Annotated in this window: 8 protein-coding genes; 2 read left to right on the forward strand and 6 right to left on the reverse strand. The window is 70.6% G+C overall.

Annotation, left to right across the window (positions count from 1 at the left end; all coding sequences use genetic code 11):
* Positions 1–10: 10 nt before the first annotated feature.
* The 3 genes from GA0070214_RS19505 to GA0070214_RS19515 all read right to left on the reverse strand — a co-directional run bounded on the left by GA0070214_RS19505 (position 11) and on the right by GA0070214_RS19515 (position 3,730).
* On the reverse strand, positions 11–964 hold the full coding sequence (locus GA0070214_RS19505; protein ID WP_091265717.1) for a carbohydrate ABC transporter permease: 954 nt from the start codon (positions 962–964) through the stop codon (positions 11–13).
* A 79-nt stretch (positions 965–1,043) separates the two neighbouring features.
* Positions 1,044–2,423 carry an ABC transporter substrate-binding protein gene (locus GA0070214_RS19510; protein ID WP_091265721.1) on the reverse strand — a complete coding sequence of 460 codons (1,380 nt, stop codon included), beginning with the start codon at positions 2,421–2,423 and terminating at the stop codon, positions 1,044–1,046.
* 305 nt (positions 2,424–2,728) lie between these two features.
* Positions 2,729–3,730: a LacI family DNA-binding transcriptional regulator gene (locus GA0070214_RS19515; RefSeq protein ID WP_091265725.1), complete on the reverse strand. Its 1,002-nt coding sequence runs from the start codon at positions 3,728–3,730 to the stop codon at positions 2,729–2,731.
* 248 nt (positions 3,731–3,978) lie between these two features.
* Between GA0070214_RS19515 and GA0070214_RS19520 the strand changes: the two genes are divergently transcribed.
* Entirely contained in the window at positions 3,979–6,015 is a 2,037-nt protein-coding gene (locus GA0070214_RS19520) for a glycosyl hydrolase family 28-related protein (protein WP_091265728.1), read from the forward strand.
* Positions 6,016–6,087: 72 nt separating this feature from the next.
* Here the strand turns inward: GA0070214_RS19520 and GA0070214_RS19525 are convergent, their stop codons facing one another.
* Positions 6,088–6,864, reverse strand: a complete 777-nt coding sequence (locus tag GA0070214_RS19525; protein ID WP_091266605.1) for an alpha/beta fold hydrolase — start codon at positions 6,862–6,864, stop codon at positions 6,088–6,090.
* Positions 6,865–6,920: 56 nt separating this feature from the next.
* Between GA0070214_RS19525 and GA0070214_RS19530 the strand changes: the two genes are divergently transcribed.
* Positions 6,921–7,451, forward strand: coding sequence for a PadR family transcriptional regulator (locus GA0070214_RS19530; RefSeq protein ID WP_091266609.1), 531 nt, complete (start codon positions 6,921–6,923; stop codon positions 7,449–7,451).
* Positions 7,452–7,538: 87 nt separating this feature from the next.
* On the opposite strand, the gene GA0070214_RS19535 is transcribed toward GA0070214_RS19530, so the two are convergent.
* A complete protein-coding gene (locus GA0070214_RS19535) occupies positions 7,539–11,990 on the reverse strand; it encodes a HAMP domain-containing protein (RefSeq protein WP_341845078.1) in 4,452 nt (1,483 codons plus the stop codon).
* Between the two features lie 283 nt (positions 11,991–12,273).
* A complete protein-coding gene (locus GA0070214_RS19540; RefSeq protein WP_091265731.1) occupies positions 12,274–13,086 on the reverse strand; it encodes a SigB/SigF/SigG family RNA polymerase sigma factor in 813 nt (270 codons plus the stop codon).
* Between the last annotated feature and the right edge of the window lie 118 nt (positions 13,087–13,204).

The raw sequence follows: 13,204 nt of genomic DNA on the forward strand, positions 1-13,204 counted from the left end.
CTCGTCCGTCCTAGTCCTGTTTCGCGGTGAGCCGCACGTAGACGGCGGAGAAGCCGGCCAGCACGACGAGCATGATCACGCCGAGCGCCGCGGCGCCGTTGAGGTCGTTCTGGAAGAACCCGTGCTGGTAGATGAGGTACGCGACCGAGGTCGCCGAGTCCCCGGTGCCCGCGCCGTTGGCGAGGATCAGCGGCTCGATGAAGAGCTGCATGGTGGCGACGATCTGGAGCATCGCCAGGAGCGCGAGGATGAGCCGGGTCTGCGGGACGGTCACGTGCAGGATCCGCCGCCAGATCCCGGCGCCGTCGAGTTCGGCGGCCTCGTAGAGCTCACCGGGGATGTTCTGCAGCGCCGCCAGGTAGATGAGCACCGCGCTGCCCATGTTCATCCAGGTCGACGCGAGCACCATGGCCGGCATGGTCATCCCGGGTGACTGCATCCACTCGGAGGTCGGCAGGTGCAGCGCGGCGAGGACGGCGTTGAACAGCCCGGCTTCGCTGGGGTCGTAGGCGTAGAACTTGAAGAGGAACAGCGCCGAGGCCGGCGGCAGCATCACCGGCAGGTAGACAAGGATCCGCAGGTAGGCCCTGGCGTGCCGGAACTCGTTGAGCAGGATCGCCACGAAGAACGGCACCAGGTACCCGAGGACGAGCGCCAGGACCGTGAAGTAGAAGGTGTTCTTCCAGGCGGTCCAGAAGCTGGGGTCGTCGATGATGCGGGTGTAGTTGTCCCAGCCGACCCAGGTGGTCTCGCCCCGGCGGGTGCGCTGGAAGCTCATCACGATGCCGCGGACCATCGGGTACCAGGAGAAGACCGCGAAGCAGACGACCGCCCCGATCAGGAACGTGTGACCGGTGAGGTTGTCCCGTACCTTGCGGCCGAGGCCCGCCCGGCGGCGGGTCGAGGGGTACGGCTCGCGTCGACCCGGTGGTCTGGTGGTACCCGGGACGGTGGTGATCGCCAAGGCATCTCCTGCGGAAGTGGGGTGACGGACGCTGCGGGCGGAGGGTGGGAGCCGGCGCGCGGCCCCCACCCCCGTCGGCTCAGCTGCCGGCGGCCAGCAGCTGGTTGACCTTGTCTTCGGCCGTCTTGAGCAGCGCGTCGATGTTCGCGTTCGGGTTCGTCAGCACCCCGGACATCGCCGCGTCGAGCACCGCGTAGACCGCCTGCGCGTTGCGGGGCTCACCCTTGATCGGGACCGGGTTCGCCTCGAAGATCGCGAAGTTCGCGGTGTCGACGTTCGCGTTCGCCTTGCGCAGCTCCAGTTCCTGCTTCTGCGCGTCGCTGCCGTTGGCGAACAGCAGCGGCTGGGGCAGGCCCACCGGGTAGTTCTGCGGCTTGGCCCGGACGTAGTCGAGCTGGCCCTTGCCCGGGGTCAGCTTCTGGTAGGCAATCCACTTGAGACCGGCCTTGACCTGCTCGGGCGTGAGGCCCTTCTTGAAGAAGTAGCCCTCACCGCCGCCGAGCGTCGCCTTCGCCGCGCCGTCCTGGCCGGGCAGCGGAGCCATGGCCCAGTCCTGGAACTTGCCCTGGAACTGGCTGACGATGGCCTGGGTGGCGTCCGGGGCGCCGATGAACATGCCGACCTTGCCCGCGCCGGCGTTGGTCAGCAGGTCGCCCCACTGCAGCAGCTGGCGGCTGCCCATGCTGTTGTCGCCGTACCGCATGTCCTTGAGGTTCTGCAGGACCTGCTTGCCCATGGCGTTGTTGAAGTCGGCCTTCTTGCCGTCCTCGGTCAGCACCTGACCGCCCTGGGAGTAGAGCAGGGAGGTGAAGTGCCAGCCGCCGGTGTTGCCGGCGCTGTACTCCGAGTAGCCGGCGATGCCGTTGCCCAGCGCCGAGATCTTCTTGGCCGCCTCGCGGACCTCGGCCCACGTCTTCGGCGGGTTGTTCACGTCGAGCCCGGCCCGCTGGAACAGGACCTTGTTGTAGACCAGGCCCATCGAGTAGTTCTTCACCGGGACGGCGTAGAGCTTGCCGCCGTCGGTGAAGACCTCCTTCAGCGCCGGGTCGACGCTGTCCCAGGTCGGGACCGTGTCCTTGTTGGCGTACTCCGTGATGTCCATGGCCTGACCGGAGTCGAGCACCTGCTGGAGATCGGTCATGTACCCGTAGAAGACGTCGGTCACCGTGCCGCCGGCGAGGCGGGCGGTAAAGTCCGGCGGGTTGTTGCACTGCTCGCCGACGCTGACGCTCTTGATGATGATGTTCGGGTTCTGCCGCTGGAACTCGGCGACGTCGTCGTTCCAGTTCTTCAACAGCTCTTTCTGGGCGCCGACCGGCTGGCAGTCGACGGTGATGGTGACCTTGCCGCTGGCGTCCTTCGCGGCGTCGTCGCTCTTCGTGGAGCAAGCCGCGAGGCTGAGCCCCACACCGGCCACGAGCGCTATCGCCGCAGCCTTCCGGTACTGCGGTACGGACATCTGTCCATCCCTTCGGGGAACGGGTGTATCCATGGCCTTCGCTTGATCTGCCGTGATCGCCACCGCTCGGCCTGGGCCGGCGTGTGAGTGGAGTCACTGTAGCGAGGCCGACTCATTGCGGCAAGGTTTCGATTGTGATGTGAAAGGAAACGACTTTGCGACGACAGATGTTGACAGTCGGCCGACCGACGCCGGGGGTTCCGGCTTTCGTCCCTTTCGGTCCCGAACTCGGCGGGGGCCACGACGAAAGGGCCGCCGACCGCGGGCAGCGGTCGACGGCCGGAGCGTCGTTCGAGGTCAGATGGTCAGCGGCGGGGGGCGGGCGCGGTCGAGCCGCGGACCACCAGTTCGGGCTCGAACAGCAGCTCGTCGCGCAGCACACCGGCCCCCTCGATCTGGGTGACCAGCAGATCCACCGCGGCCTGCCCCATCGTCTCGATGGGCTGCCGCACGGTGGTCAGCGGCGGGTCGGTGCAGGTCATGAACGCGGAGTCGTCGAAGCCGACCACGGACACGTCGGCCGGCACGGCGCACCCGAGCCGCCGCGCGGCCCGGATGGTGCCCAGGGCCAGCACGTCGCTGGCGCAGATGATGCCGGTGACACCCCGCTCGATGAGCTTGGTCGCCGCGACCCGCGCCCCCTCCATCGAGAAGCTGGAGCGCTCCACGTACGTGGTGTCGTCGGCCCAACCCGCGGCCTGGATCATCGCGGCCAGCTTGCGCCGGGACGGGACGTGCCCCTCCGGGCCGAGCACCACGCCGATCCGCTCGTGCCCGAGGGAGCGCAGGTGCCCGTGGGCCTGCTCGACCGCCACGGCGTCGTCGGTGGAGACCCGGGGGAAACCCAGCTCGTCGACGCCGGCGTTGACCAGCACCACGGGCAGGCCCCGGTCGGTCAGCCGGCGGTAGTGCTCGTGCGTGGCGTCGGCCAGGGCGTACGACCCGCCCGCGAAGATCACGCCGGAGACCTGGTGGTCGAGGAGCATCTCGACGTAGTCCGACTCGGAGACCCCGCCGATCGTGCGGGCACAGAGCGCGGGGGTGAAGCCCCGCTGTGCCAGCGAGCCGGTCACCACCTCGGCGAGCGCCGGGAAGATCGGGTTCTGCAGCTCGGGCAGGACCAGGCCGACCAGCCGGGCCCGCTCGCCGCGCAGCTTGGTCGGGCGCTCGTAGCCGAGCACGTCGAGCGCGGTCAGCACCGCCGTCCGGGTCGCCTCGGACACGCCCCCGCGCCCGTTGAGCACCCGGCTCACGGTGGCCTCGCTGACGCCCGCCTTGCGGGCCACCTCCGTCAAGCGTTTCGTCACGGCGGCAATCGTACGTCGAATTCTTGCAAGAAATGAACAAGGGCCGGCGCCCCCGTTGCCTGGTCCGGCCCGGCAGCGGGTCCCCGGCCCGGCCCGCCGGGCGGCGATCATCACCGCAAGATTTGGGCAAAGAGGCGCTTGAATATTGACAAAGCCCGGGAATAACATGGGGCACCTTTCGGCGGGCGCGTCCAGCCGCGCCGACGCCACCACCGTCTCCCCCGTCCCCCGTGAAAGTGGGTAGCCCGATGCAGTGGAGCGTGGAAGGCGCGGCGGGCCGTCGCCCGGCCGTGCCGATCGCCAGGATCCTCACGGCGGCGGCCGCCGCGGTCGCGCTGGCCGTACCGTCCGGCAGCGCCGCCCTGGCCGCCGGCCCCGCCGGCCCGGCCCCCGTGGTCACCCGCGCCGGGCTCGACCCGGCGCTGGTCGAAGGCCGGGGCGCCGACGTGGACTTCGTCGAGCAGGAGGCCGAGCACGCCCGGACCACCGGCACCGTCATCGGCCCGGACCGCGCCGCCTACACCCTGGCCGGCGAGGCGTCCGGGCGGCGGGCGGTGCGCCTCTCCCCCGGCCAGTACGTCGAGTTCACCCTCCCGAGGGCGACCAACGCGCTCACCGTCCGGTACAGCATCCCCGACGCGCCGGGCGGCGGCGGCATCACCGCGCCGCTGCGCGTCACCGTCGGGCACGGCCCGGCCCGGACCATGACGCTCACCTCCCAGTACGCCTGGCTCTACAACCAGTACCCGTTCACCAACGACCCTGACGCCGACCTGCTCCACCCGGACTGGTGGATCACCGAGTGCTCGTGCGTGCCGGCGGCCACCACGCCCACGCCCACCATCACCAAGCCGTTCCGGCCGCACCACTTCTACGACGAGCAGCGCCTGCTGCTGGGCCGCACCCACCGGGCCGGCGAGGTGGTCCGGCTGACCGCGCCGACGGGCACGGCCGCGGCGTGGACGGTGATCGACCTGCTCGACGCGCACCTCGTCGCCCCGCCCCGGGTGCTGCCCCACGCCGTGAACGTGCTGGCCTTCGGCGCCGACCCGACCGGGCGCCGGGAGTCCTCCGCCGCGTTCGACCGGGCCGTCGCGTACGCCCGCCGGGTGGACCGCACCCTCTACCTGCCACCGGGCACCTATCAGGTGAACCGGCACATCACCGTCGACGACGTGACGATCGCGGGCGCCGGCAGCTGGTACACCGTCGTGAAGGGCCGCGAGGTCGCCCTCGACACCCCGGCCCCCGACGGCTCGGTGCACACCGGCGTCGGCTTCTACGGCCGCGACGCCGCCGACGGCGGCAGCAGCAACGTCCACCTCTCCGGCTTCGCCATCGAGGGCGACGTGCGGGAACGCATCGACACCGACCAGGTCAACGGCATCGGCGGGGCGCTCAACCACTCCACGGTCGACGGCCTCTACCTGCACCACACGAAGGTCGGCCTGTGGTTCGACGGCCCGATGACCGACCTGCGGGTGACCAACACGGTCATCGCCGACCAGATCGCCGACGGCCTCAACTTCCACACCGGCGTCACCCACTCCTCCATCTCGAACAGCTTCATCCGCAACACCGGCGACGACGCCCTGGCCATGTGGTCGGAACGGACCGGCAACGCGCACAACACGTTCGACCACAACACCGTGCAGTCCCCGGTCCTGGCCAACGGCATCGCCCTCTACGGCGGCTCCGACCTCACCGTCTCGCACAACCTCATCGCCGATCCCGTCCGCGAGGGCAGCGCCATCCAGATCGGCTCCCGGTTCGGCGCCGAGCCGTTCGGCGGCCAGCTCCGGATCACCGGCAACACCACGGTCCGGGCCGGCACGTATGACCTGAACTGGAACATCGGCCTCGGCGCCATCTGGTTCTACGCGCTGGACCGCAGCATCGACGCCGACATCCAGGTGGTCGGCGACCGCTACCTCGACAACACCTACAACGCGATCATGCTGGTCAGCGACTGGCCCGTGAAGGACGCGGTGTCGATCACCAATGTCCACTTCCGGGACATCCGCGTGGACGGCACCGGCACGTCGGTGGTGAGCGCCCGTACCGCTGGCTCCGCCTCCTTCGCCGATGTGGACGCGCGCAACGTGGGCGCGGTCGGCGTGAACAACTGCGGATCGTTCCACTTCACGCCGGCCGGGTCGGAGTTCAGTCTCACCGACCTCGGCGGCAACGACGGCGGCTGGCTCGCCCCCTGGCTGCTCCCGAACACGATCACCTGCGACGACCGCCCACCCGTGACGCCTCCGCCGCCTCCCACCCCGTGGTGAGGTGAGCCCTGCGACAGCGGCCCGGCGGGCACCCTGCCCGCCGGGCCGGACCCCGCCGACTCCGAAGTCGGGTCAGTCGCGCAGCGCCGCTCGTACCGCGCCGGCGAAACCCGGCACGTTGTCGAGCATGATGTTGTGCCCGCAGTCGGGGACCGCCACCACGGCGACGCCCGCGCCGGCCAGTCGATCGGCGTCGAACCGCGGCCCGTCGGCCGCCGGGTACAGGAACGTGCGAGGTATGGGCAACTTCTCCAGGCTCTCGCGCGGCGCCGGCTCGGTGCCGCGCAGCAGGCTCATGGCACTGCGGTAGAGGGCCTGCGGCCCGGCCAGGCGCATCGTGGCCGCCCATTCCGGGCCGACGAAGTCGAGCGTCTCGTCCCAGCCGCGATCGAGGAACTCCTTCTCGGTGTGGTAGACCCCGATGCCCGAACTGCCCGGCCGCTTGGCGGTGGGCAGCTCGCGCACCGGATCGAGGGGCGCGTCGACAAGGACGAGCCGGCGTACCAGCCAGGGGTGCGACGTGGCCAGGGCGACGGCCACCGCGCCGCCCATGCTGTGCGCGACCACGTCGGCACCGCTCACCCCGGCCTGCTGGAGCGCGCGGGCCAGGACGTCGGCGTGCATCTGCAGGGTGTAGGAGGCGTCCTGCGGACGGTCGCTGATCCCGAAACCCAGCAGGTCGACCATGAGGGAGCGGTGGCCGGCCAGGGCGGGGTGCGCCAGCGCGGCGGAGAAATAAGGCGCGGAGCTCGCACCGAGGCCGTGCACATAGACACGGGTGGGCTCGGCGCCGGGGATCTCGACCCAGCGCACCCGGGAACCGTCGGGAAGTACCTGAGCGCTCAGCATGATCGAGACCATACCTCGGTCCCGAGGTATCTCGGCAAGGGGGTATGGTTGTGATCATGCTGGAGCTCGCGATCCTCGGCTTCCTCCGAGACGGACCGTTGCACGGCTACGACCTGCGCAAACGCCTCGCGGCCCTGACCGGGCACATCCGCCCTATCGCCGACGGCACGCTCTACCCCCTGCTCAAGCGCATGGAGGCGGCCGGACTGCTGTCCCGTGAACTGCAGCCCGGTCAGGCGGCCGCTCCCCGGCACATGCTGTCGCTGACCGAGGCGGGCGCCACGGTGCTGCGAGACCGGCTCCGCGAGCCCGACGAGCTTTTCATCACCGACGAGAACCGGTGGTTCACCGTGCTCGCCTTCCTGCGTCACCTCGACGACCCGGCCGCACAGGCCGCCGTGCTGCGGCGCAGGCTGCACTTCCTCACCCAGCCCGCCAGCTTCTTCTGGGACGGCGACCGGCCGCTGCGTGCCGCCGACTTCGACGACGTCTTCCGGCAGGGACTGTTCACGATCGCGACCGCCACCACGCGCGCGGAACTCACCTGGCTGCGCCAGGCGCTGGCCACCCTGGAGCAGACCTCCTGACGTCCCCGGCGTCGGTCGGCGCTCACGGTGACGCCGAGGGCGTCGATGGTCAGCCGGGTGAGGTCGTCGCAGTACCTCGGTACGAAGTCAGCTCGTCAGCCAGCGGTGGATGCAGGTGAGAAGGTCCTCCGCGTCGACCGGCTTGGTCACGTAGTCGCTGGCGCCCGAGGAGATGCTCTTCTCCCGGTCCCCGCGCATCGCCTTCGCGGTCACCGCGATGATCGGCAGGTCCGCGTAGCGGGGCATGGCGCGGATCGCGGCGGTGGCCGCGTACCCGTCCATCTCGGGCATCATGACGTCCATCAGCACGAGGTCGATGTCGTCGTGCCGCATCAGCGTCTCGATGCCCTTGCGCCCGTTCTCCGCGTAGACCACGTCCATGCCGTGCAGTTCGAGGATGTTGGTCAGGGCGAACACGTTGCGGGCGTCGTCGTCGACCACGAGCACCTTGCGGCCGGACAGCTCCCGGACCACCGGCTCGCTGACCGGGCTGCGGTCGGCGACCGGCGCCGTGAACGACGGCACCCGCTCCGGGGCGTCCGCCGTCAGGTGCAGCACGATCCGCTCCCGCAGCTCGTCGAGGCTGCCGAGGATCTCCAGCGGGCGGTCCGCGGCCATCCCCTGCAGCAGGGTCTCCTGGCCGCCGGCAAGCGGCTGCCCGTGGTAGGCGAGCACCGGCAGGCCGCGCAGGCCGGGGTGCTCGTGCAGCGCCTTGAGCAGTGCCGTGCCCTGCTCGTCGTCCGGATCGAGCTGCACCACGAGCAGGTGGTGCCGGTGCCGGGCGAGCGTGCCGACGGCCGCCTCGACGTCCAGCGCCGTCGACACCTCGACCGGACCGCCGGTCTCGGCCGCGACCCCGCGGGCCAGCAGGGTGAGCAGCCCTTTCTCGTGCGGTTCGAGCACCAGCACCCGCCGCTGCTGCCGCTCCACCCAGCGCCGGGCCTCCGACTCGACGGGAGCGGTCGTGGCCACGGCCGGGACGCCGGGCCCGGTGTCGGGCAGCGCCGCCGTGGCGGTGGCGGGCAGGTAGAGGGTGAACGTGCTGCCCTGGCCGAGGACGCTCTCCGCGGTGATCTGCCCGCCGAGCAGCCGGGCGATCTCCCGGCTGATGGACAGGCCCAGGCCGGTGCCGCCGTAGCGCCGGCTCGTGGTGCCGTCGGCCTGCTGGAACGCGTCGAAGATGGCGGTCAGGTGCTGCTCGGCGATGCCGATACCGGTGTCGACGACGCGGAACGCGATGACCGTCTCCGCCGGCGGCATCCCGGCCGGCAGCTCGTCCGGGCGAGCCCGCTCGATGCGCAGCTGCACCCGGCCGTTCTCGGTGAACTTGACCGCGTTGGAGACGAGGTTGCGCAACACCTGCCGGAGCCGCTGCTCGTCGGTGTGCAGGCGGGCCGGCACGTCGGGGCCGGTGACCAGGTCGAGCTCCAGCCCGCGCGGAGTGGTGAGCGGGCGGAACGTGGCGTCGACGTAGTCGCGCAGCGTGGACAGCTCGAACGTCTCCGGGTTGATGTCCATCTTGCCGGCCTCGACCTTGGACAGGTCGAGGATGTCGTTGATGAGCTGGAGCAGGTCGGCGCCGGCCGAGTGGATGACGGTGGCGTACTCGACCTGCTTCGGGGTGAGGTTGCGGTTGGGGTTCTGCGCCAGCAGCTGGGCGAGGATGAGCAGCGAGTTCAGCGGCGTACGCAGCTCGTGGCTCATGTTGGCGAGGAACTCCGACTTGTACTTCGAGGCGAGCGCGAGCTGCTGGGCGCGGGCCTCCAGCTCCTGGCGGGCCTGCTCGATCTCGGAGTTCTTCGTCTCGATGTCGTGGTTCTGCCGGGCCAGCAGGGCGGCCTTCTCCTCCAGCTCGGCGTTGGAGCTCTGGAGTTCCTCGGAACGGGCCTGCAGCTCCTCGGAGCGGGCCCGCAGCTCGGCGGCGAGCCGCTGCGACTCGGTCAGCAGCACGTCGGTGCGGGCGTTGGCGACGATGGTGTTGACGTTGACGCCGATGGTCTCGGTGAGCTGGTCGAGGAAGTCACGCTGGATCTCGGTGAACCGGCCCATGCCGGCCAGCTCGATGACGCCGAGAACCTGGTCCTCGAAGAGGATGGGCAGCACCACCAGGTGCAGCGGCACGGCCGCGCCGAGGCTGGACGACACGGTGACGTAGTCGGCCGGCACGGCGTCCACCACGATGGCCCGCTTGCTGAGCGCGGCCTGCCCGACCAGCGAGTCGCCGAGGGCGTAGCGGCGGCGGGTGGCGTCGTGGCCGTAGCCGCCGACCACCCGCAGGCCGGGGCCGTCGGCGGTCTCGTCGACCAGCAGGAACGTGCCGAGCTGCGCGGAGACCAGCGGGGCCAGCTCGTTCATCACCAGGCCGGCGACGACCTCCAGGTCCCGGTGGCCCTGCATGAGCCCGGAGATGCGGGCCAGGTTGGTCTTGAGCCAGTCCTGTTCCTGGTTGGTCCGGGTGGTCTCGCGCAGCGACTCCACCATGGAGTTGATGTTGTCCTTCAGCTCGGCGACCTCGCCGGAGGCGTCGACGGTGATCGAGCGGGTCAGGTCGCCGGTGGCGACCGCGCTGGTCACCTCGGCGATGGCGCGCACCTGCCGGGTGAGGTTGCCGGCCAGCTCGTTGACGTTCTCGGTGAGCCGCTTCCAGGTGCCGGAGACACCCTCCACCTCGGCCTGACCGCCGAGGCGGCCCTCGCTGCCGACCTCCCGGGCCACCCGGGTCACCTCGGCCGCGAAGCTGGAGAGCTGGTCGACCATCGTGTTGATGGTGGTCTTCAGCTCCAGGATCTCGCCGCGGGCGTCCACGTCGATCTTCTTGGTCAGGTCGCCCTGCGCCACCGCCGTGGTCACCTGGGCGATGTTGCGCACCTGGCCGGTGAGGTTGTTCGCCATCGAGTTGACGTTGTCGGTCAGGTCCTTCCAGGTGCCGGCCACGTTGGGCACCCGGGCCTGGCCGCCCAGCTGGCCCTCGGTGCCCACCTCGCGGGCCACCCGGGTCACCTCGTCGGCGAACGCGCTGAGCGTGCCGACCATCGTATTGATGGTCTGGGCGAGCACGGCGACCTCGCCCTTCGCCTCGACGGTGATCTGCCGGCTCAGGTCGCCCTGGGCGACGGCGGTGGCGACCAGCGCGATGGAACGCACCTGGTTGGTCAGGTTGTTCGCCATCTCGTTGACGTTGTCGGTCAGGTCCTTCCAGGTGCCGGCCACGTTGGAGACCCGGGCCTGGCCGCCGAGCCGGCCCTCGGTGCCCACCTCGCGGGCCACCCGGGTCACCTCGTCGGCGAACGCGGAGAGCTGGTCGACCATCGTGTTGATGGTCTCCTTCAGGGCGAGGATCTCGCCCCGGGCGTCCACCCGGATCTTCTGCGTCAGGTCGCCCTTCGCGACCGCGGTGGTGACCTCGGCGATGCTGCGGACCTGGGCGGTGAGGTTGTCCGCCATGACGTTCACCGACTCGGTGAGGTCCTTCCAGGTGCCCGAGACCCCCTTCACGTCGGCCTGGCCGCCGAGGCGACCCTCGGTGCCGACCTCCCGGGCCACCCGGGTCACCTCGTCGGCGAACGAGGAGAGCTGGTCCACCATCGTGTTGATGGTGTTCTTCAGCTCCAGGATCTCGCCGTGCGCGGTGACGGTGATCTTCTGCGACAGGTCGCCCCGGGCCACCGCCGTGGCCACCTGGGCGATGCTGCGCACCTGGTCGGTGAGGTTGACCGCCATCGAGTTCACCGAGTCGGTGAGGTCGCGCCAGGTGCCGGCGACGCCGCTGACCTGGGCCTGACCGCCGAGCCGGCCGTCGGTGCCGACCTCCCGGGCCACCCGGGTCACCTCGTCGGCGAACGAGGAGAGCTGGTCCACCATCGTGTTGATGGTGCTCTTGAGCTCCAGGATCTCGCCCCGGGCGTCGACGGTGATCTTCTGCGACAGGTCGCCCCGGGCCACGGCCGTGGTCACCTGGGCGATGTTGCGCACCTGGCTGGTCAGGTTGCCGGCCATGAAGTTCACCGAGTCGGTCAGGTCCCGCCAGGTGCCGGCGACGCCGGGCACCTCGGCCTGACCGCCGAGCCGGCCCTCGCTGCCGACCTCCCGGGCCACCCGGGTCACCTCGTCGGCGAACGACGAGAGCTGGTCCACCATCGTGTTGATGGTGACCTTCAGCTCCAGGATCTCGCCGCGCACGTCGACGGTGATCTTCTGCGACAGGTCGCCCCGGGCCACCGCCGTGGCCACCTCGGCGATGTCGCGCACCTGGTCGGTCAGGTTGCCGGCCATCGCGTTGACCGAGTCGGTCAGGTCCTTCCAGGTGCCGGAGACGCCGGGCACGTCGGCCTGGCCGCCGAGCTGCCCCTCGGTGCCGACCTCCCGGGCCACCCGGGTCACCTCGGAGGTGAACAGCGAGAGCTGGTCGACCATGCCGTTGAAGACGGTGGCGATCTCGCCGAGCAGCCCGTCGGCGTCCTCCGGCAGGCGGGTGCCGAAGTCGCCGTCCCGAACCGCGGTGAGGCCGGCCAGCAACTGGCGCAGGCCCGGATCGGCCACGGGGGCGCCGGTCGCCGGAGTTGTTTCGCGTCGCCGCGGGATCGCCTGGTCGACCACCACTACCGCCTCTGTGACGACCCGGGCGGACCGCCCGGGCAACGATTGCAACCGCGCAAGTATGCACACACCCGCCCCGGCCCGCTCGACAGGCGAGGCGGGTGGTGAGACAGACGCACCGCCACCGAGGAAAGTCGGTGGCGGTGCGCAGGCCCCGGGAAGTGGGGGCAGTGCCCCCGCATGTGCCGGGATGGACGGACTCGGGCGGGTGCGCCGCCCGGACGGATCAGGCCTCGGTGAGCTGGCCGCGCAGCTTGGTCAGCGCGCGGGCGAGCAGCCGGGACACGTGCATCTGGGACACGCCGACCCGGGCGGCGATCTCGCTCTGGGTCAGGTTGCCGTAGAAGCGCAGGGTGAGGATCTTCTGCTCGCGCTCGTCGAGGGTGGCGAGCGCCGGGCCGAGCGAGGCGCGCAGCTCGGCCAGCTCGTACTCGTTGTCCTCGGTGCCGAGGGTGTCGCCCAGCTCGGTGGCGCTGTCGCCGTCGCCGATCGGCGTGGAGAGCGAGACGGCGTTGTAGGCGCGGGCGCCTTCCAGCCCCTCGAGCACCTCTTCCTCGGTGACGTCGAGGTGGCTCGCGATGTCGGCGACCGTCGGGGCCCGGTTGAGGGTCTGGGTCAGGGTGCTGTTGGCCTCGGAGATGCGCAGCCGCAGCTCCTGGAGGCGGCGCGGGACCCGGATGTTCCAGGTGCGGTCGCGGAAGTGCCGCTTGATCTCACCGAGGATGGTCGGGATGGCGAAGCCGGCGAAGTCCACGCCCCGGGAGGCGTCGAACCGGTCCACCGCCTTGATCAGGCCGAGGGCCGCCGTCTGCGCCAGGTCGCCGGCCGGCTCGCCGCGGCCGCTGTAGCGGGCGGCGAGGTGGTTGGCCAGCGGCAGCCACGCCTCGATGACCTGGTTGCGCAGGGCCGCGCGCTGCGGGTGACCCTCGGGCAGCTCGGCCAGGGCGGCGATCAGCTCGCTGGCACGGGTCTCCTCGCCGGTCACCGCGGTGCGGTGCACCTCGCCGGTGGTCGTCGGCGCGATGGTGGTCGTGGTCATGCTGCCCTTCCTGTCCTGAGGAGAACGGGTGCCTCCTGAGCACCGGTCGTGCCAGCCACCCTAGACCAAAGTCCGTCACCTAATCAACCGAACGGACGATGGCGATTTGCCTCAGGAG

It is taken from the genome of Micromonospora chaiyaphumensis, from assembly GCF_900091435.1.
GTDB classification, from domain to species: Bacteria; Actinomycetota; Actinomycetes; order Mycobacteriales; family Micromonosporaceae; genus Micromonospora; species Micromonospora chaiyaphumensis.